Annotated in this window: 21 protein-coding genes and 1 pseudogene; 13 read left to right on the forward strand and 9 right to left on the reverse strand. The window is 43.0% G+C overall.

Features of this window, described 5'->3' with window-relative positions; translation table 11 throughout:
• A pseudogene (locus LG003_RS20885) lies at nucleotides 1-168 on the forward strand (IS982 family transposase); the annotation flags it as partial.
• A gap of 7 nt (nucleotides 169-175) precedes the next feature.
• Here the strand turns inward: LG003_RS20885 and LG003_RS20890 are convergent.
• On the reverse strand, nucleotides 176-784 hold the full coding sequence (locus LG003_RS20890) for a LysE family translocator (RefSeq protein ID WP_262981551.1): 609 nt from the start codon (nucleotides 782-784) through the stop codon (nucleotides 176-178).
• A gap of 104 nt (nucleotides 785-888) precedes the next feature.
• Between LG003_RS20890 and LG003_RS20895 the strand changes: the two genes are divergently transcribed.
• Genes LG003_RS20895 through LG003_RS20905 form a run of 3 tightly spaced genes read left to right on the forward strand, consistent with a single transcriptional unit; the run spans nucleotide 889 to nucleotide 2,972 of the window.
• On the forward strand, nucleotides 889-1,869 hold the full coding sequence (locus LG003_RS20895; protein WP_112878127.1) for a hydrolase: 981 nt from the start codon (nucleotides 889-891) through the stop codon (nucleotides 1,867-1,869).
• On the forward strand, nucleotides 1,866-2,084 hold the full coding sequence (locus LG003_RS20900) for a YheU family protein (RefSeq protein ID WP_112878128.1): 219 nt from the start codon (nucleotides 1,866-1,868) through the stop codon (nucleotides 2,082-2,084). The genes LG003_RS20895 and LG003_RS20900 overlap by 4 nt, the downstream gene beginning before the upstream one ends.
• An 18-nt stretch (nucleotides 2,085-2,102) precedes the next feature.
• Entirely contained in the window at nucleotides 2,103-2,972 is an 870-nt protein-coding gene (locus LG003_RS20905) for a phosphoribulokinase (RefSeq protein ID WP_262981552.1), read from the forward strand.
• Between the two features lie 125 nt (nucleotides 2,973-3,097).
• Here LG003_RS20905 and LG003_RS20910 read toward each other — a convergent pair whose 3' ends face one another.
• Nucleotides 3,098-3,505, reverse strand: a complete 408-nt coding sequence (locus tag LG003_RS20910; protein ID WP_112878130.1) for an OsmC family protein — start codon at nucleotides 3,503-3,505, stop codon at nucleotides 3,098-3,100.
• A gap of 319 nt (nucleotides 3,506-3,824) precedes the next feature.
• On the opposite strand from LG003_RS20910, the gene crp reads away from it, so the two are divergent.
• Nucleotides 3,825-4,457, forward strand: a complete 633-nt coding sequence (gene crp, locus LG003_RS20915) for a cAMP-activated global transcriptional regulator CRP (protein WP_010848517.1) — start codon at nucleotides 3,825-3,827, stop codon at nucleotides 4,455-4,457.
• Nucleotides 4,458-4,506: 49 nt separating this feature from the next.
• Here the strand turns inward: crp and argD are convergent, their stop codons facing one another.
• On the reverse strand, nucleotides 4,507-5,718 hold the full coding sequence (gene argD, locus LG003_RS20920; protein WP_262981553.1) for a bifunctional acetylornithine/succinyldiaminopimelate transaminase: 1,212 nt from the start codon (nucleotides 5,716-5,718) through the stop codon (nucleotides 4,507-4,509).
• 123 nt (nucleotides 5,719-5,841) lie between these two features.
• A complete protein-coding gene (locus LG003_RS20925; protein ID WP_112878132.1) occupies nucleotides 5,842-6,417 on the reverse strand; it encodes an aminodeoxychorismate synthase component II in 576 nt (191 codons plus the stop codon).
• Nucleotides 6,418-6,660: 243 nt separating this feature from the next.
• Between LG003_RS20925 and LG003_RS20930 the strand changes: the two genes are divergently transcribed.
• On the forward strand, nucleotides 6,661-7,011 hold the full coding sequence (locus LG003_RS20930; protein WP_112878133.1) for a YcgJ family protein: 351 nt from the start codon (nucleotides 6,661-6,663) through the stop codon (nucleotides 7,009-7,011).
• A gap of 98 nt (nucleotides 7,012-7,109) precedes the next feature.
• On the opposite strand, the gene ppiA is transcribed toward LG003_RS20930, so the two are convergent.
• A complete protein-coding gene (ppiA, locus tag LG003_RS20935) occupies nucleotides 7,110-7,679 on the reverse strand; it encodes a peptidylprolyl isomerase A (protein WP_112878134.1) in 570 nt (189 codons plus the stop codon).
• 306 nt (nucleotides 7,680-7,985) lie between these two features.
• Between ppiA and yihA the strand changes: the two genes are divergently transcribed.
• Nucleotides 7,986-8,618 carry a ribosome biogenesis GTP-binding protein YihA/YsxC gene (gene yihA, locus LG003_RS20940; RefSeq protein ID WP_112878135.1) on the forward strand — a complete coding sequence of 211 codons (633 nt, stop codon included), beginning with the start codon at nucleotides 7,986-7,988 and terminating at the stop codon, nucleotides 8,616-8,618.
• Between the two features lie 78 nt (nucleotides 8,619-8,696).
• Here yihA and LG003_RS23645 read toward each other — a convergent pair whose 3' ends face one another.
• Complete coding sequence (locus tag LG003_RS23645) at nucleotides 8,697-8,744, reverse strand: hypothetical protein (RefSeq protein ID WP_438361642.1); 48 nt, start codon at nucleotides 8,742-8,744, stop codon at nucleotides 8,697-8,699.
• Nucleotides 8,745-9,084: 340 nt separating this feature from the next.
• On the opposite strand from LG003_RS23645, the gene LG003_RS20945 reads away from it, so the two are divergent.
• A complete protein-coding gene (locus LG003_RS20945; protein ID WP_262981554.1) occupies nucleotides 9,085-9,882 on the forward strand; it encodes a hypothetical protein in 798 nt (265 codons plus the stop codon).
• Between the two features lie 161 nt (nucleotides 9,883-10,043).
• On the opposite strand, the gene polA is transcribed toward LG003_RS20945, so the two are convergent.
• On the reverse strand, nucleotides 10,044-12,833 hold the full coding sequence (gene polA / locus LG003_RS20950; protein ID WP_262981555.1) for a DNA polymerase I: 2,790 nt from the start codon (nucleotides 12,831-12,833) through the stop codon (nucleotides 10,044-10,046).
• 719 nt (nucleotides 12,834-13,552) lie between these two features.
• Between polA and LG003_RS20955 the strand changes: the two genes are divergently transcribed.
• The 3 genes from LG003_RS20955 to LG003_RS20965 are packed head-to-tail and all read left to right on the forward strand — an operon-like array spanning nucleotide 13,553 to nucleotide 17,588.
• Nucleotides 13,553-13,792, forward strand: a complete 240-nt coding sequence (locus tag LG003_RS20955) for an HTH-like domain-containing protein (RefSeq protein ID WP_262981556.1) — start codon at nucleotides 13,553-13,555, stop codon at nucleotides 13,790-13,792.
• A gap of 26 nt (nucleotides 13,793-13,818) precedes the next feature.
• Entirely contained in the window at nucleotides 13,819-16,446 is a 2,628-nt protein-coding gene (locus LG003_RS20960) for a TrlF family AAA-like ATPase (protein ID WP_262981557.1), read from the forward strand.
• Nucleotides 16,425-17,588, forward strand: a complete 1,164-nt coding sequence (locus LG003_RS20965; RefSeq protein WP_105398703.1) for an RNA-binding domain-containing protein — start codon at nucleotides 16,425-16,427, stop codon at nucleotides 17,586-17,588. The genes LG003_RS20960 and LG003_RS20965 overlap by 22 nt, the downstream gene beginning before the upstream one ends.
• A gap of 165 nt (nucleotides 17,589-17,753) precedes the next feature.
• On the opposite strand, the gene dsbA is transcribed toward LG003_RS20965, so the two are convergent.
• Nucleotides 17,754-18,377 (reverse strand): thiol:disulfide interchange protein DsbA, encoded by a 624-nt coding sequence (gene dsbA / locus LG003_RS20970; RefSeq protein ID WP_112878142.1) that lies wholly within the window; start codon nucleotides 18,375-18,377, stop codon nucleotides 17,754-17,756.
• Nucleotides 18,378-18,397: 20 nt separating this feature from the next.
• Complete coding sequence (locus LG003_RS20975) at nucleotides 18,398-19,390, reverse strand: serine/threonine protein kinase (protein ID WP_112878143.1); 993 nt, start codon at nucleotides 19,388-19,390, stop codon at nucleotides 18,398-18,400.
• Between the two features lie 220 nt (nucleotides 19,391-19,610).
• Here LG003_RS20975 and mobA point away from each other — a divergent pair, with 220 nt between their 5' ends.
• Both mobA and mobB read left to right on the forward strand, forming a co-directional pair.
• A complete protein-coding gene (mobA, locus tag LG003_RS20980; protein ID WP_192881026.1) occupies nucleotides 19,611-20,201 on the forward strand; it encodes a molybdenum cofactor guanylyltransferase MobA in 591 nt (196 codons plus the stop codon).
• A partial coding sequence (gene mobB, locus LG003_RS20985) for a molybdopterin-guanine dinucleotide biosynthesis protein MobB (protein WP_262981558.1) occupies nucleotides 20,198-20,549 on the forward strand: 352 nt, incomplete at its 3' end. The genes mobA and mobB, both read left to right, overlap by 4 nt.

Genomic DNA, 20,549 nt, shown 5'->3' on the forward strand with positions numbered 1-20,549 from the left:
GTCGTGGATCAGCTCAAAAATATTTCTCAGATAGCGCATTCAAGACACCGCAGTCAGCTCGGTTTTTTATTGGAAATCGTCGCTGGCTTAATTGTTTATACATTCCAACCTAAAAAACCGAGCTTGAATTTACGGGATTGTGATATCGCTATTTTTAAACGAAGCTGAGGTTAAATTACCCAATCCAGATTAATGGCACACAAGTTGCCGTTAATACGCCCATCATGATATTGAACAGAAACCAAGCATTGCGACTACGGAGTAACGTCCCTATCAGCGAACCAAAACCCGCCCACACCAAGCCGCACAAGAAATTAATAAACATCACCACGACACTGATCACGATGATGGAATAGAGGTAATGATCACCAGCAATACTGTAGCTGCCAACCGCACCCAACCCCATCAGCCAGGCCTTCGGATTCAAAAACTGCAATAACCAACCTTGATACCACCGCACTGGCTTAATAACAGCGCTATCTTTGGTATCCAGACGTCGGTAACTGGCTGTTGCTGTTTTCCATGCCAACCACAGCAAATAGAGGCTACCTGCAATTTTCATAACCGTGTGAATAGCAGGATAGACCAACAGCAACGCCGCTATTCCGAAAGCAGCCAGATATAAAATCGTCTGCATGCCCAGAACAACGCCAAAGAGCAATCCCAAAGAGCGGATAAAGCCGAAGTTAGCGCCTGATGACGTCAGCAACATGTTGTTTGGCCCCGGCGTAATGGAAGAAATAAACAAAAAAGCTGTTAATGAAAAAATTAGGCTTGCTGTCATGAAGAGTTACCTTTCATCCTGAATAATGGCGTTTCCCTTTCACAGAAAATATCAGTATGTTATTCACCATACAAGATAACTAATCAATTTAACTCGAAACCATTATGACTGATATCTTTCGTCCTCTCACCGGAGCCAGTAATCCGCATTTGCAGACACTACTCCCGCGTCTGGTGCGGCGGTATCCTGAACTGCAACCCTATTGGCAACGACTTAATTTACCGGATAACGATTTTGTTGATCTGGCGTGGAGTGAAGATCCCGCCACCGCAGCACATAAGCCACGACTGATCCTGTTTCATGGTCTGGAAGGCAGTTTTCACAGCCCTTATGCCCACGGTTTACTTCATGTCTGCCAGAAAAAAGGCTGGCTTGGTGTTGTCATGCATTTCCGCGGATGCAGTGGCGAACCAAACCGCCAAAAACGCCTCTATCATTCTGGCGAAACAAGCGATGCCCGTTATTTTCTAAGCTGGTTAAAACAGACCTACGGTGATGCCCCCACATCAGCCGTAGGTTATTCAGTCGGCGGTAATATGCTGGCCTGCTATCTGGCAGAAGAAAAAACAGATGCTCAGATCAATGCTGCCGTTATTGTTTCTGCTCCTCTGATGCTGGCAGCCTGTTCCCTGCGGATAGAAAAAGGATTTTCTCAGGTTTATGAACGCTATTTACTTAATAGCCTGAAACGTAATGCCACCCGTAAATTGTTACGCTACCCCGGTTCACTCCCCATTAATCTGTCTCAGGTAAAAAGATTGAAACATATTCGAGAATTTGATGAAATTGTAACCGCAAAAATCCACGGCTTTAAAAATGCAGCGGACTACTACCGCCAGTGCAGTGCTCTGCCGCGTCTGCCTGATATTACTGTGCCACTGCTGATTATTCATGCTAAAGACGATCCTTTTATGGCGCCGGAAGTTGTCCCTGATCTCAAAATGTTACCCAAAAATATTGAATATCAAATGACAGAATATGGTGGACATGTCGGCTTTGTCAGTGGTTCGTTGAAGAAACCACAAATGTGGCTGGAACAACGCATCCCAAATTGGCTGTCATCTTATCTGGAGCAACCACAATGATTATTCCGTGGCAACAACTGGAACCAGAAACTCTGCTAAATTTGATAGAGAGTTTTATCTTGCGGGAAGGCACTGATTATGGAGAAGATGAAAAATCGCTGGAGCAGAAGGTCGCTGACATTCGCCGTCAGTTGAAACGGGGAGATGTTATGCTGGTGTGGTCTGAACTGCATGAGAGCATCAATATTGTGCCAAAAGAAATGTTCCATTCTTAACATTATGGAGTTTACTGAATGTCTGTCAAACATCCGATTATTGCAATTACCGGCTCCAGCGGTGCCGGAACAACAACAACCAGTTTAGCTTTCCGTAAGATTTTCCAGCAACTTAACATCAGTGCCGCGCAGATAGAAGGAGATAGTTTCCACCGTTACACCCGCCCTGAAATGGATGCCGCAATCCGTAAAGCCAAAGAGCAAGGCAGGCATATCAGTTATTTTGGGCCAGAAGCCAATGATTTTGGCATGCTGGAAAAAACCATGATCGATTATGGTGAAATCGGTGAAGGCCGCTGTCGGAAATATCTTCATACCTATGACGATGCCGTCCCTTACAACCAGCTCCCCGGTACCTTTACGCCGTGGGAATCCTTACCCAAGCAGACTGATGTGCTGTTTTATGAAGGTCTGCACGGTGGCGTTGTCACACCACAACATAATGTTGCCAGTCATGTTGATCTGCTCGTGGGCGTCGTGCCGATTGTCAACCTTGAATGGATACAGAAACTTGTCCGCGATACCGGAGAACGAGGACACTCGCAGGAAGCTGTGATGGATTCCGTCGTGCGTTCTATGGATGATTATATTAACTACATTACGCCACAATTCTCGCGAACACATATCAACTTCCAACGTGTCCCTACCGTTGATACATCCAATCCATTCTCAGCCAAAGCCATTCCATCACTGGATGAAAGTTTTATTGTCATCCGCTTCCGTGATCTGACTCAAATTGATTTCCCATACTTGTTAGCAATGTTACAAGGCTCATTCGTTTCAAGCATTAATACCATCGTGGTCCCCGGTGGAAAAATGGGATTAGCAATGGAATTAATTATGACGCCATTGGTACAGCGATTACTGGAAGGGGAAAAGATTTGTTAATCAGCGCCTGAGGTCAATTTAACAAATCCAGTACTTAAAATTTGCATCTTATATTATTCAGTTAAAAAAACAGGTAACTGAGATAATTAGTTACCTGTTGTTATTTTTTAATCAAAAATAATTTCTCAATCTATCTCTTTAATTTCAAAACTGTGGGTAATTTCAACTGATTTCCCCAACATCAACGAAACAGAGCAATATTTTTCCGCGGAAAGCATGACTGCACGTTCAACCGCTTTATCTATTAAATCCTTACCCGTAACAATAAAATGCAGATTAATATGAGTAAACAAGCGTGGCACCTCTTCACGACGGCGGGAAGTTAATTTTACTTCACAATCTCTGATGTCATACCTGCCTTTCTGCAAAATAGAAACTACATCAACCGTACTGCAACCACCGGCTGCTATTAATACCATTTCCATTGGACTCGGTGCCTTATCGCCGGCATTACCATCCATCATGATCTGATGACCGGAAGATGACTCCCCCAAAAGAGACAATCCTTCAACCCATTTTACCCGCGCTTGCATAAATACCTCTTAAGTCGTTCTTTGCATCCAAGCCTACTCTTTCAGTATTAAGCTAGCAATCTAATGAGCGGTTTATTATGCTGAAACAATACAAGACAAGACAGAAGCCTTTTCCTGTGTTAAAAACAGAAGTGGGCCAGGTATATATAGGTTAAGATCAATACCCTAGGGTTCAAATTTCAGATAACCTATATAAAACCCTTACCTGTCGGTTTTTCAACAAACTAATGTTAAGCTAGTGTCTTTATAAGCCAGCCTGACGAGAAACTTTTAGATTCTCGTGTTATTTAGGCAGCGATAACAACAGAGGATGAAACGAATGGTTCTCGGCAAGCCACAAACAGACCCCACTCTTGAATGGTTTTTGTCACACTGCCATATTCATAAATATCCATCTAAAAGTACGCTTATTCATCAAGGCGAAAAAGCAGAGACGCTTTACTACATCGTAAAAGGCTCTGTTGCGGTTTTGATTAAAGATGAAGAAGGCAAAGAGATGATCCTCTCCTATTTAAATCAGGGGGATTTCATTGGTGAACTTGGATTATTTGAAGAGGGGCAAGAGCGTACAGCCTGGGTACGGGCCAAAAGCGCCTGTGAAGTAGCTGAAATCTCCTATAAAAAATTCCGTCAACTGATTCAGGTAAACCCGGATATTTTGATGCGTTTATCTGCCCAAATGGCAAACCGTTTGCAAACAACTTCTGAGAAAGTCGGTAATCTGGCTTTCCTGGATGTTACCGGCCGGATTGCCCAAACTTTATTGAATCTGGCGAAACAACCAGATGCAATGACCCACCCGGACGGAATGCAAATCAAAATCACGCGTCAGGAAATTGGCCAGATTGTTGGCTGTTCCCGCGAAACGGTTGGTCGCATTCTGAAAATGCTAGAAGATCAAAACTTGATCTCCGCACACGGTAAAACTATTGTTGTTTACGGTACACGTTAACGCCTGATTAATCAGCGCATAATCCTGCGCTGATTTCTCTTATATTTAATTACACCAACTGGTTAATTGCCTGCTCTAACCGCTCCATTCCTTGAGCAATCTCTTCTTCACTAATAATCAACGAAGGCGTGAAACGCAATACATCACCACCCGCACTCAACAACATTAAGCCATTTTCAGCCGCCAGTTGCAGAATATCTTTGGCTTTTCCTTGATATGGTGCTTTGAGTTCTGCACCAATCAGCAAACCCTTTCCTCGGATTTCACCAAATATCGAATGTTTCTGATTGATATCATTCAGAAAATTCATCATCAAATTATGGCGTTTCTCAACTCCCTCCAGAACTGTTGGTGTATTAATAATATCAAAAGCAGCATTTGCAACTGCACAAGCCAACGGATTACCGCCGTAAGTTGTACCGTGAGTTCCCGGCGTCATCGCTGAAGCAATATTCTCTGTCGTCAGCATAGCGCTAATAGGGAAGCCATTTCCCAATGCTTTTGCTGTGGTAATGATGTCCGGCGTAACATCATAATACATATAAGAAAATAGCTTACCGGTACGTCCCATCCCACTTTGCACTTCATCAAACACCAACAGCACCTGATGCTTATCGCAAAGCTCACGCAACCCACGAATAAATGCCGGTGCTGCCGGCGTGACTCCCCCTTCTCCCTGTACAGGCTCCAATACAACAGCACAAGTATGGTCATCTATGACAGCCTTCACTGCATCTAAGTCATTAAAAGGCACATGAATAATATCCGCGGGTTTTGGCCCAAAACCATCAGCATATTTTGGCTGACCACCCACGGAGACAGTAAATAAGGTGCGACCATGAAAACCCTGATGAAATGCGATAATTTTGGTTTTATAGGGACTGTGACGCGTAATGGCATAGTGGCGAGCCAGTTTAAATGCCGCTTCATTCGCTTCTGCTCCTGAGTTGGCAAAAAATACCCGCTCAGCAAAAGTCGCATCAATCAGTTTCTGCGCCAAAATCAAAGCCGGTTCATTGGTAAAAATGTTACTGATATGCCAAAGTTTCTCCCCCTGCTGCTTCAAAACATCCACTAACGCAGGATGACAATGGCCCAAAGCTACAACAGCAATCCCTCCCGCAAAATCAATATACTCTTTCCCTTGCTGATCCCATACACGACTACCTTGCCCTGTCACCGGAATAAACTGCGCTGGTGAATAAATTGGCAACATAACTTGATCGTATGCGTTTCTATCTACTGCGGTATGCTCCTTCATTTTCCCACCCGTTTTCTATATACACGCCATTCAAAAGTGAAATTATAATCACTGAATATGCATAAAAAATCAAAGATGGGCAAATGAAAAAGATGGATAAATGAAGAAATTATCGGTATCTGGTTAATATCTCAGAAAGTTGCTCAGCAACTGGTGACCTTGCTCACTGAGAATACTTTCAGGGTGGAACTGCACCCCTTCCAGCGGTAGAGTGCGATGACGAATGCCCATAATTTCATCGACATTGCCGTTATGCTGGCTCCATGCGGTGACTTCAAATGAGGCTGGTAATGTCTCTGCGGCAATCACCAATGAATGGTAACGAGTCGCGGTTAATGGCCGGTTAAGCCCTTTGAACACACCTTGCTGATTATGGTGAATAGCAGAAGTTTTTCCATGCATCACTTCCCTGGCTTTTACCACGCTGGCACCAAACGCCTGCCCAATTGCCTGATGTCCAAGACAAACACCAAGAATCGGCAACTTATCCGAAAAATGAGAAATCGCAGCCAGAGAAATTCCTGCTTCATTTGGGGTACAAGAGCCAGGGGAAATCACCAGATGAGTAGGCATCAATCTCTCAATATCTTCAAGTTGCAGTTCATCATTACGCTTAACTAAAACATCTGTACCCAATTCACAAAAATATTGATATAAGTTATATGTAAAAGAATCATAGTTATCTATTATTAGTAACATAGGAGTCTATCCTACTCATTTTTATCGCTGTATTTGTTGCCCTGCCACTCCTGCAATTTGTTTATCCTGCACAACTGGCTCCAGATAAAACGGCCTCGCGACAACGGGGCGGCTATCATAGCACATCAATATTTGTAGCATAGTACAACAAAATCAATGGCTGTTTTTTCCTTAATCAACTTACTCTCATACCCTACAAAACATATGCTCTATTTTGATATTCAATAAGTAAAGGTAATTGTTATGAAGACAAAACTGATTATAGCATCTCTTTTTTTACTGTCCTTCTCCACGCTGGCTGTTACTAAAACTGCTAACATTTTCTTCCCGGAAAAAGGGGTGGTTTGTGATAAAAAAGGAAAATATTGCTCTGATCAAAAAGGGCTATCGCTAAAATTAACCGAAAGGTATTTAGGGAAAAGAGCGGCAAAACACCTGAAAAAAGAGTTTGGTGATGGAAAAGATATCGACTTTTCATCTTACACTTTAAGTAACGGCATACATTGTGAGAGTAAAGAGAAGAAATGTTACAAAGACAGATATTATCCACGAACCGAAGTAAATAAAGAATTTACCCAAAAGATGTATGAATGACAGTGAAACTGGCCTGCATTTAATGCAGGCCAGTTTGTTAATCTGATGAGAGTTAACCGGAAGACCAGAAACTGCCACAGCCAAAGTAATAGAAAAAATTAAAGAATAATCTCCGCAGACAGAATAGCAACAGGTTTAACCGGTACATTCTGATATGGACCAACATTTTCCGTTTTGACTTGAGAAATTTTATCCACAACATCCATACCTTTTACGACTTTACCAAATACTGCATAGCCAAAGTCACGCTGACCGTGATCAAGGAAAGCATTATCCGCTACATTAATAAAAAATTGGCTGGTGGCGCTGTCTTTATCAGCTGTACGTGCCATAGAGATAGTTCCGCGTAAATTACGCAGTCCATTATCTGCCTCATTTTTAATAGCAGCTTTAGTCGCTTTTTGCTGCAAATCTTTGGTAAAACCACCACCCTGCACCATAAATCCAGGGATTACCCGATGGAAGATTGTATTGTTGTAATAACCCTCATTGACGTATTCAATAAAGTTTTTCGTTGTAATTGGAGCTTTCTGATTATTTAATTCCAGTTCAATATTACCCTCCGTTGTTGTCAGCTTCACGTGGATTTCTCCCACCGCCAAAGCCAGAGGCGCCATTGCGCTCAGAGAGCATGCAGTTACAAGTGCTACTAAAATACGTTTAAACATTCTGGGTTCCTATATTATTAAGGTCAACAACACAAACTGAATTAATTCTAATAATCTCTTCAACATCGTGCTTAATATTTACCTACATTTACGCTATCAATCGACTGGTGCTTTGAAGAAAAATGTATCCTTTCAATAACAGGTTAGATTTTATTTCATAAACCGAGCGTCATCAGTAACAAAATAGCAAGCTTAGTTCAACCCATCAGAAATATGTCATTATTTTTAATCCTGTCAACCAACAGTGGCTATCGGTATAATCTTCTTTGCCATATATTCGGCGCATTTCTCAGGGAGATAATCATTTTGACCATCAAAAACCACAACTATCATATGACCCGTTTTATCACGAGCGCACCTGATATTCGCCATCTGCCTCAAGATATGGGCATTGAAGTCGCGTTTGCCGGTCGCTCAAATGCAGGTAAATCTAGCGCTCTGAATGCTCTGACGAAACAGAAAAGCCTCGCCCGTACCAGTAAAACGCCTGGCCGAACTCAACTCATCAATTTATTCGAAGTAGAAGAAGGTATTAGCCTGGTTGACTTACCGGGTTATGGCTATGCCGAAGTACCAGAAGAGATGAAACGCAAATGGCAAAAAGCATTGGGTGAATATCTACAAAAACGTGAATGCCTGATCGGGCTGGTCGTACTGATGGATATCCGTCACCCATTGAAAGATCTTGATCAGCAGATGATCCAATGGGCAGTCGCAATGCAAGTACCGGTTATGGTGTTATTGACTAAAGCCGACAAACTGGCATCTGGCGCCCGTAAAAGTCAACTGAATAAGGTTCGTGACACCTTACTCGCGCTGAATGGGGATATTCAAGTGGAATATTTCTCAGCCCCGAAAAAAATCGGTATCGATAAACTACAACAAAAACTGGATATATGGTTCAGCCAGAAAGCCGTTCAAGTTGAAAACCATAGTTAATACAGTCTTTTTCATTCCCACCAATTAAATTCAGATGAAAAAAATGCCCCAGTCAAAATTGACTGGGGCAGCTAATATTCAGCTAAATCCGATTACGTGAAGTAAAAGGTCTGAAAGATAGAACATCTTACCTCTGTACCCTACGCCAATAACTCTACCCTATTTTATTTATTAGAAAAAGCCTTTTTGTAATTTATTTTCAGAAATTATCTCGATTCAGCCAAGAATTTTGCTCATTTTGACAACATTAAATGTAGTTTAATTACATATTTATGCGATCTGGATCTAATATGCATTACATGGACAACAAATCGGTACAAGTGAATACAAAAAATTTATTTAACTAATAATATTACTTAGTAAGAGTAAAATAACTGTTACACGCCCTCTCAATAGGCATGGTTTTTCGTATAAACGCCTTATGAATAAGAATAAATCCGATACGACCTTAACCAGGAGAATAATAATGAACCAGCATGATAATGCTTCATTAGGTATAAGTAACAATAGTAACTCTCTATTAGAATGGGAAGAAAATGTCTATTGCAGCAATAATATAGCCCTCGCATCCACCATCGGAGCAACCGCTATGTTATTACAGAATGGCAGTGTAATTACCTGGGGACTTCCACATCTTGGCGGTCAAATTCCACCTGACATTACTGTATTACAAGATATCGTTAGCCTGAGTCAAACAGGTACTGCATTCGCAGCCATACGGGCAAACCGCAGCGTCGTTGCCTGGGGAAATGCAAGTACCAGCGGCACGATTCCACCAGCCATTGCACAACTACAGGATATTATTAGCTTGACTGCTTCGGGCGGCGCATTCACGGCTCTGCGGGCAAACCACAGTGTTGTCGCCTGGGGAGACACACCAATCCCACCAGAAATTGCTGCATTAAACGATATCATTGACCTCACTTCAACAGGCTCAGCTTTCACTGCCCTACGAACAAATCGTAGCGCGGTCACTTGGGGAGTAATAGCGAGTATTGAACGAGTTGAATATGACGCAGCTAAGGTACAGAATGTCATCAGCTTAAGTTCATCAAGTGATGCCTTTGCAGCCCTACGAGCAGACCGTAGCATCGTCGCCTGGGGAGATATATACAATGGAGGAAAAATTCCACCTGAAATTGCTAACTTAAAAGACGTTATCAGCCTGACGTCAACATCCCGTAGTTTTTCAGCCTTGCGAGCAAACGGTAAGAGAGTAGGCTGGGGAGGAGGAGATTTTGTAGCGCATGGTGAATATGACTAATGGATCATTGCACATGGCTTATAGTCACTTAACATGTTAGGTCGTCAAAAAGAGGAAAGGCTTAACATACTGCGTTGGCATCAGGAAGAACCCATGTCCCAACGCAGTTACTGATGTTTTTAACTGTATTAACTCAGCCCATCGCTTATTAAGCTGGCATATCAGTGTGCCTGATCCCAATTGTCACCGATACCTACATCCACTTTCAACGGGACATCAAACACCATACTCTTCTCCATTAATTCACGAATTTTCTGTTCTGCATATTCAAGTTGTGATTCATGGACTTCAAATACCAGCTCATCGTGAACCTGCATAATCATACGAACTTTCGGTTCTTCACTGACAATCCAATCATCCACCGCAATCATTGCTTTTTTGATGATATCCGCCGCGGTTCCCTGCATTGGCGCATTAATAGCTTCACGTTCTGCTGCCTTACGGCGCATGGCATTGCGAGATTTGATATCTGACAGATAAAGACGACGGCCATCCAGCGTTTCAACGTAACCCTGTTCTTCCGCTTGTTTACGAGTACGCTCCATATACGCCAATACCCCCGGATAGCGCTCAAAATAGAGATCCATATAGCGTTGAGCTTCACCGCGAGGAATACCTAACTGACGGGAAAGACCAAATGCACTCATACCATAGATCAAACCAAAGTTAATCGCCTTAGCACTACGGCGCTGCTCACTGGTTACCTGTTCCAGTGGCAAACCAAAGACTTCCGCCGCCGTTGCCCGGTGAATGTCTTGCCCCTCAGCAAAAGCTTTCAACAACCCTTGATCTTGAGATAAATGGGCCATAATCCGCAACTCAATCTGAGAATAGTCAGCGGCCATAATCCGGTAACTTTCAGGTGCCACAAATGCCTGACGAATGCGGCGGCCCTCTTCATTACGGACAGGAATATTTTGCAAATTAGGATCACGTGAAGAGAGACGCCCGGTTGCCGTTACCGCTTGGTGATAAGAAGTATGCACCCGTTTGGTCAGCGGATGGACCATCTGTGGTAATTTATCGGTGTAAGTGGATTTCAATTTTGCCAGCCCACGATGCTCTAAGATCACTTTCGGCAATGCATGGGTATCTGCCAACTCTTCCAATACTTCTTCATTAGTGGATGGCGCACCATTTGGCGTTTTCTTTACCACCGGCAATTGCAATTTTTCAAACAATATCGTCTGTAACTGTTTTGGCGAAGCCAGATTGAAAACCTCACCTGCCAATTCGTGTGCTTCTTTTTCCAACTCATCCAGACGGGCGGTGATCTCTTTTGAATGCTCAGCCAAAATATTTGCATCAATTAGCACACCTGTACGTTCCATACGGGAAAGCACCATGACCAGTGGCATTTCTGTATTCAGAAATACCTTTTCTAGCGTCGGCGCTTTCTCCAATTGCGGCCACATAACCTGATGCAGCAATAAAGTGACATCTGCATCTTCTGCGGCGTACATTGCGGCCTGCTCTACCGGGACCTGATTAAAAGTGAGTTGATTTTTACCTTTACCAGCAATCTCTTCAAAAGTCGTGGTCTTATGATTCAGATGACGCTCAGCCAAACTATCCATATCATGCCGACCCATACCTGCAACGCTATTTAGTACGTAAGATTCCAGCATGGTATCGTAAGCAATGCCTTGCAGTTCAATGCCGTAACGCGCCAATACGCCACGATCAAACTTAATATTCTGACCAATTTTCAGCAGGTTACTATCTTCAAGTAGCGGTTTTAATGCAGCCAACACAACTTCTCTGTCAAGTTGTTCAGGCGCCCCCAGATAGTCATGGCCTAGAGGTAGATAAGCCGCATCGCCGGCAGAAATTGCAAATGACACCCCCACCAAATTAGCAGTCAAAGTATCAAGGCTGTCAGTTTCGGTATCAAAAGCAAAAACAGGCGCTTTTTTCAACTTTTCAATCCACTCATCAAAGCCTTGCTGATCAAGAATAGTCTGATAATTATCAGAAGAGAGTGTGGCCGCAACAGATTTATCTTCCGTCGGAGATGATTCATCATTACCAGTGGATACCGGTTTTTTGCCTTTCTCTGCCAGCCAATCGCCGTTTGCTACATCACTTAACCAGCGTTTGAACTCATAACGAGAAAACAACTGATGCAGTTTCTCCGTATCAGGCTCTTTGACTGACAAAGCAACACAGGTTTTATCCAACTCAACATCTGTTTTGATAGTTGCCAGTTTATAGGAGAGATAAGCGACATCTTTATGCTGCACCATCTTATCCGCCAGCGTTTTCGCCCCACGGAAACTGAGCCCGGCAATTTTATCCAAATTGGCAAAGATATCATCCATGCCACCAATCCCTTGCAGTAATCCCAGTGCGGTTTTTTCTCCCACCCCAGGTACGCCAGGAATATTGTCAGAAGAGTCTCCCATCAATGCCAGAAAATCGATAATCAGATCTGGCGGCACACCATACTTTTCAACGACGTCTTCCGGCCCCAAGATGGTGTTATTCATGGTATTAATAAGCGTGATATTTGGCGTGACCAGTTGCGCCATATCTTTATCGCCAGTGCTGATAAGTACCGTACGCCCCTCTTTTTCTGCCTGTAACGCCAAAGTCCCGATAACATCATCAGCTTCTACTCCTGGCACCACCAGCAATGGTAATCCCATAGCTTCAACCATCTGATGTAGCGGTTCTATTTGAGTACGGAGATCATCCGGCATAGGAGGACGATGAGACTTATACTCAGCGAACAACTCATCACGAAAAGTTTTGCCTTTAGCATCAAATATCACCGCTACATGGCTTGGTTTGTACTGCATTATCAAGCTGCGTAGCATATTCAATACACCATACATTGCTCCGGTCGGCTCTCCTGCGCTATTCGTCAGCGGAGGGAAAGCATGATAAGCACGATAAAGGTATGAGGAGCCATCAACCAAAATCAGGGGATTGTCTGCTATCTGAGCCATAAATCTTCTTTATTATCTGTATCTGTTACGGGTGTGATAAGGAAATAGGATGCCACAGCAAGCAGTAGGAAACGAATTTTATGTGAATTTTCTTTGCTGAAACCCGATTCAGATATTCACATCCTGCTATAAATTCTGTGGATAACTTTGTGTATAGATATTACAAGTTTTATTTAGGTATCGATCGTTGATAAAAAAAACTTATCAACCTCAGGTAAAAAATCAATGACTTATAATCTTAGTCATTAAACTGTCATATTGCCTTATAGATCACAGAGTTGTGGATATAACCCGAGTTTGTCTTACAAAAAAGTCTTTCTGACACGCATTATGCCAAAGGTTCTCACTCCGGCACATGCTTATGTCATTCTATTTCAGTGTCATCTTTTCTTCCAAGGGAAGGGGGATTCCCGCCGACAGTTGTAATGTGTTTAGCAACAGTGATAAGCCCGCCAGAATGGCCGGTGTGCTTTCTCGTTTTCGTTTCTGCTGACGTCCTGAATGATCATTCCACTACAATCGGCCTGGTTTTGATGACTCAACCTGAGGCTGGAAAGACAGTATCTTATGATTTCAGTTTCTATGCTCATTTGTGTAATAGTTGGTGGGTAGGCCGTTTGTGATGTAACTTACTTTATGTCTTACCAGAAGTTGTTCGATTTCAATGTCAATTCTTGCTTTTTTATGTCCTTTATATAAGCACATTAGTAGTGTTAAATATGAATGAAAACGAGATTTACAGACGCATAAAGCTTGCTTTTGACAAAGCGCCAAGAAACCAGTTTACGGTTGAGTTACATTTGCAAATGCTCAAGCATGCCGACGAATTAAAACACATTACAGCGAGGGAGTTTTGTGAAGGTGTAAGTCTTCACCCAAACTTCGGCGCGGAGTTTAGTAAAATGCGTAATCTGATCCCTCATCTTAAAGCTGCTGGTTTTGACACGAATCTTCTTTAACAAAATATTTTTGGAAGGGGGTATTAATGAGTGACGACACTTTTGAATATGGCAGCCGGTGGCTCAAGACGGATTTTCACCTCCATACCCGTGCGGATAAAGAGTTCAAATACACGGGTGCAGATAACGACTACGTAAATCAATACGTACATTCGCTAAAAGATGCCGGTATTGGCCTTGGTATGATTACCAACCATAACAAATTCGATATGCTCGAATTTCAGAGTTTGCGCAAAAAGGCCAAAAAATCCGGCATTGGTCTGCTGCCCGGTATTGAGCTTTCGGTAAAAGATGGGCTAGCGGGTGTGCATACCCTAGTAGTGTTTTCCGATAAGTGGATAAGCAACAAGGAGCAAAAAAACTATATTCAGGACTTTCTCAATATGGTCTTTGCCGGGAAAGCTAATTTTGAGCAGGAAAATGCACGTTCGAATCACGATATTCTTAAAACCATCCAAATTTTGGATGATTATCACAAAGACTACTTTTTAGTTTTTGCTCATGTGGAAGCACCCAACGGTTTATGGGGTGGTTTATCGCCGGGTCGGATAAAAGAACTTTTCGACAATACTTCTGTTCGATGCAGAGCTTTGGCATTCCAAAAGGTTCGCACCCGAGATGAGCGCTCTAAGATCCAACAAGCATTGGGTGACTTATATCCTGCCGAAGTGGAAGGTTGCGATGCCAAGAACCTTGCCGATACGTCGGCCAGAAATGAAGCCAGTTATCTCAAACTCGGTGCGTTCAGCTTTGAGGCTGTAAAATTTGCCCTGCGGGATAAGAGATCCCGCGTACAAGCTAAGCTACCTAACTATCGCCATTCGTTTATTCGTAAAATCAGTTTTGAAGGTGTGGGTACCTTGGGTGGCACTGAAATCTGTCTATCTCCGGAACTGAATACTCTGATTGGCATTCGTGGCAGTGGCAAATCTTCCGTATTGGAAGGCATTCGCTATGCCCTGAATATCCCGTTTGGCGATAAGTCCTCTGACGTTGAATACAAAGAAGGTTTAGTAAAGCACCTACTATGTAGTGGCGGGAAGATCACTATCGACGCGATTGACCGGCGAGGCCAGCCTTACCAGATACGCCGTATATTAGGTGAACGCCCTGATGTATATGTTAACGGGCAATTACAGCCGGGTGTGTCGATTCGAGAAACCGTCCTACATCAACCCATTTACTTTGGTCAAAAAGACTTGTCGAGCACTAGCGCTGGATTTGAAAAAGACCTAATTGAAAAGCTGGTTGGGGAAGCTTTAATTTCTGTTCGCCAAAAGATAGAGCAAGGTCGTCAGCGCGTAGTAGATATTATTGGTCAGATGAAACGTTTAACCCGTGCTGCCTTGCAGAAACAAGAGTGGCAGCAAAAAAAGCAGGATGTTGAATTTAAGTTAAGGTTTTACCAGCAACACGGCGTAGAAGCCAAACTGCAAAAGCAGATTGACTTTGATCGAGATGAGCGCAAAGCGCAGCAGGTGATCCAAGGGGCGCAGCATTATCTGACTGAGCTAAATAGCTTTATTGCCAGCTTTGAAGATGAACTGAAAAACCAAATTCTGTATAAGTCAGCACAGAATCAGCCTTTTTTTGATGACTTTTTTGCGGTCTATCAACAGTTGCTCACTGGCTTTAATGGAATTAAGCAAGTGGCTGGAAGTGACCAAGCGACAGTTCAGCAATTGCAGCAAAAGTTGACGGGCTTTCAACAACAAAAACAAGCGCTGAAAGAAGAATTTGCGGAAATCGAGCGCAAGTTAGCCAGTGAATTTCAACAAGCGGGTGCACAAGCAATCAGTCCGCAAGAGTTTAAGCAGCTTAAAAGTCTGCTCGATCAGGCTGAGCAAATGCTGTCTGTATTGGACAAGAGTGAGCAGCAATATGCGGAGTTGAATCAAGGAGTTGAGCGGGAGTTGGTTCAACTGAATGGCCTTTGGCTTGAAGAATACTGCGCTATTGAGCAAGTGCTGAATAAAATCAATCGAGTGGATTCGCCGTTAAAAATTGTGCCGAAATTTAAAGATAACAAAGCGGCCATGCTCAAGCATATTCAGGATTTGTACCGCGGCAGCCATATTCGAGAGGCTACATTGCAAACAGTGGTGGATGAGTTCAGCGATTTTGGTGCGGCATGGCGAGAAAAGGATAAGTTGAAATTGCTGGTTGGTGGTTCATTCGATTCCTTTTGGCAGTATTTTGAAGATAATCTAGACGCTTTGCTGACTTGGCAGGTGCCGAATGTTTTCACTATTGAATACCATGGTAAGGCTCTGGCTCATCATTCATTAGGGCAGCGCGCATCTGCATTAATACTGTTTGTTCTAAGCCAACAAGAAAATGATGTTGTGATCATCGATCAGCCAGAAGACGACTTGGATAACCAGACTATCTATGACGATGTTATCAAACTCATTCGTGAGTTAAAGCCAAAAACGCAGTTCGTCTTTGCCACTCATAACGCCAACATTCCAGTGTTAGGCGATGCTGAGCAGGTCATCGCCTGTGAATATCAGGATGATCATATTGATATTGTCAGTGGCAGCATTGACTGCGCGGATGTTCAGCAGCGTATAATCGGTATTATGGAAGGTGGCGCAGAAGCCTTCGAGAAACGTAAACAGGTATATGAAGCATGGAAACCCAAGAGCTCTTAGCAATAATTGCACGTGATGAAGATAGCCGTCATCAATTTAAAGCAGACGTCAACAATGCATCTTCGTTGGGTGCCGAAATGGTAGCGTTTTCCAATGGTACTGGAGGCTTAATTCTCATTGGTGTTAACAATGGCGATGGGTCTCGATCTGGATTGACGAGAGAAGATATCGGTCGAATTAATCAAGTCATAGCGAATGCTGCTACAAATAATGTTCGCCCCCCAATAAATCCTGTTACGGAAAACATTCAACTCCCCGATGGCCTAGTCATTGCAGTACATATAGAGCAAGGCATCAGTAAACCTTATATGGATACTCAGGGCTATGTTTGGGTGAAAAATGGTTCTGATAAGCGAAGGGTGACCGCTCGCGAAGAGTTGCAGCGAATGTTTCAGGAGGCGGCACTGATTCATGCAGATGAGACACCGGTAAGTGGTACGTCAGTAGCCGACATCGATCAAGAGTTCTTTGATTCGTTTTTTGAGGGGGAATACGGCGAGAGGGTTGAGGAACAAGGTGTATCTCGCTCTCAGCTTTTAGAGAATATGAATTTGGCTAAAAATGGTCAGTTGAATATTTGTGGTACTTTGTTGTTTGCATCGAGGCCTCAGATTCGCCTTCCTGTTTTTATCGTAAAGGCTGTTGCCTTCCCCGGCGTGGATATTGAAGATGAGCACTATATTGATAGTCAAGATATCAATGGCAAGCTGTCGGATGTGTTCCAAAAGGTGCTGGGGTTTGTATTGGCAAATATCCGACATATTCAAAATAAGCAAAGCTTTAACTCACTTGGCGAGCCTGAAATCCCGAGGATTGTTTTAGAAGAACTGATTTCCAATGCACTTATTCATCGCGATTACTTTGTGTCAGCCCCCGTTAAAGTGCTGGTTTTTGCAGATCGGATTGAAATTATTAGCCCCGGCCATTTACCCAATAATTTAACCATTGAGAACATCAAGATGGGGAACTCAAATATTCGCAACCCAATCTTGGCTTCATTTGCTTCTAAGGTATTGCCATATAGAGGCTTGGGAAGTGGTATTAAACGTGCAATCAAAGCATATCCAGATATTGAATTGATTGATAATAGGGAGGGGAATACATTCAAAGCTATCATTAGCCGAATGTTACCTAATGAGTGACTCCAAATCACTTCACTGAATATTTTCCGCCTGTATTTTGTGACGAAAACTGGCAAAAGCAGAAATTCAACCTGAGCAATCAGACTGTCGCCCACTAAGGGGAATCCCCCCTCCCGAGTCACGAAGTGCGAAGATGGGGGAGATACCCTCTTAGATGTCAAAGTATTACTTCTGGTTTAACAAGAAGTTAACAACGTCTGAGTAGGATTTCGCATAGTTATCAGCAGAAGTGGCATCAATGCCGTCATTTTTCACCATATACTTGCCGTTAACAAACATTGCCGGTACACCTCGCAGTTGCAAATCCTGAGCGGCTTTTTGCTGCTTAACAACTAAGGATTTCACCACAAAACTACTCATGGCAGCATCATAATCCTCAGCCGTCACTCCGGCTTTGATAAAAGCATTGCGAATATCATTCGGAGTCTTAATAGCCAGTGTTTTCTGAATACCCTCAAACAGTACCGGGGTCACTTTGTCTTCAACACCCATTGCCATTGCCGCAGCCCAAGCAGTAGTCAATTCTTTACCCAGTGGCCCTAAAAAATCCACATGATAACGAACAAGTTTTGTCCCTTCCGGTAAATGCTGCTTCACCGTCTGAGGAACTTTAAAAGTCTCTTCAAACTGATAACAATGGGGACAATAGAAAGAGAAGAATTCTAGCACCGACGGTTGATCCGCTACCGGCGATTTCAATTCAACATACTGTTTTCCTTCGGTAAAATTGGCAGCAGATACGCTAAATGCCATCACCATTCCGACTAAAGCTAACCAAAACTTCTTCATAACTATCTCCATGATAAACATTAATACATTGGGTTAAGCTGCAAAGGTGATCCCTGTAACAGCTTAATCTGTTCAGAAAAAAGCGACGTCTGTTTTAACCAAAAATCGGTATCTGTCATCCAAGGAAATGCTTTAGGGAAAGCAGGATCCTGCCAACGTCGGGTAACCCATGCCAAATAGTAGATCATTCGCATAGCACGCAATGGTTCTATCAATGGCAATTCCTTCGGATCAAAATCTGCAAATTCACTATAGGCTTCCAGCAGTGTATCTAACTGCAATAGCTGTTCCTGACGAGAGCCATGAAGCAACATCCATAAATCCTGAATTGCTGGGCCGTTACGCGCATCATCAAGGTCAACAAACCAAGCTTCGTCACGCCACAAGATATTACCCGGATGGCAGTCACCATGAAGCCTCAATATTTGCCAATCATCGCGCCAATTTGATACTACGGCATTTATCAAATCATCCAATACCGCCAAAAATTGCCTTCTCTGTCCCGCAGGAACCAACTCACATACAGCCAAATCCTGTCGTGGTTGATGCAGATACTCATTTAACCCGATAGTTGGGCGAGAAGTGAATTTCTGCCGGCGGCCAATCTGATGAATTCTCCCTAGCAAACGCCCTACATCTTCTAATTGAAAGAGATTATCGGATTCATACTGACGCCCACCGATGCTTGGAAAAACGGCAAAAAAGAAATCTTTAAAAGTCAGTAAAGTTTGCTTATTAAATACCAAAGGTGCCGCAACAGGTAAATCAGCTTGTTGTAGCGCCAAAGCAAAATCATGCTCTTCCTGAATCTGCTGCTGATCCCAACGTAGTGGCCGGTAAAACTTCACAACATAACGTTTACGATCTTCATCTATAAACTGATAAACACGGTTCTCATAACTGTTTAACTCTGTCAGCCCGGAATCGACATACAGCCCGGTCTGCACCAATGCATCCATAATCAAATCCGGTGTTAATTCCCGGAAATTAAAAGCAGACTGGTTTGTTAGCACATTCTATTCTCTTGATTAATCTGTAATAACGGCTATACAAATTAACAGGGATGACCACATAGAGAAAGGATTGCTCTGTCAATAAGCGTAAAGATGACCCTTTTATCAGCAAATTATCTGGTGAGCTTATTTTAAAAATGTTCAGTTGAACCCAAATAACCAAGCTGAAAAGAAGTTATTATTAGTGGTAATAACTACCTCAGTTGATAACTTGAACATTATGCAACCAAAAATAAGCGGCGCAATCCTTGCTGGAGGCCGCGCCACCCGTATGGGCGGCAATGATAAAGGGTTAATTTTTTTAAATAAAAAACCACTGTACCAACATATTGCGGATAAGCTATTTCCACAAGTAGATGAATTAATTATCAACGCGAACCGCAATCTGGATATTTACCGACAAAGTGGTTATCAAATTGTTCCAGATTTAACACCAGACTTCTCTGGCCCCCTTTCAGGCATACTGACAGTCCTAAAATCAGCTAGTTACGATTGGGTTATATTTGTTCCTTGTGATGTACCAGATCTCCCTACTGATTTAGTCATTCGCTTATGGCAGGGAAAACAGCAAGCATTGGCAGCCTATGTAAATGATGGCTACCGGGCTCACCCTACCATCGCTTTACTACACCGCAGTCTGACTTCTCAATTAGAGAATTATTTGGCTAACGGTGATCGCAAATTAATACTGTTTATGCATAAGATCAGAGCGATAGCCGTTCAATTTGATGATAATCCCATCGTCTTTACTAATCTGAATACACCGGAAGATTGCCGACATTGGGAGCATATACAGGAGATCAAAAAATGAGTACCAAATCGCTTCCGCTACTAGGTATTACAGCCTATAGCGGAACAGGAAAAACCACACTGCTCAAACAAGTGATTCCACTATTACGTCAACGGCAAATCCGGGTTGGTCTGATAAAACACACCCATCACGATGTGGATGTGGATAAACCGGGCAAAGACAGTTATGAACTGCGCAAAGCCGGTGCAGAGCAAACTCTGGTTGCCAACCAGCAACGCTGGGCGTTAATGACAGAAACGCCAGATTTGATGAAAGTAGATTTGAACTATCTTGCCAGCCGTTTTGATCTAAATTTACTGGATTTGATTCTAGTGGAAGGTTTTAAAGATGAGCCAATCAACAAGATCG

Source organism: Photorhabdus kleinii (assembly GCF_025384885.1).
Taxonomy (GTDB): Bacteria; Pseudomonadota; Gammaproteobacteria; order Enterobacterales; family Enterobacteriaceae; genus Photorhabdus; species Photorhabdus kayaii.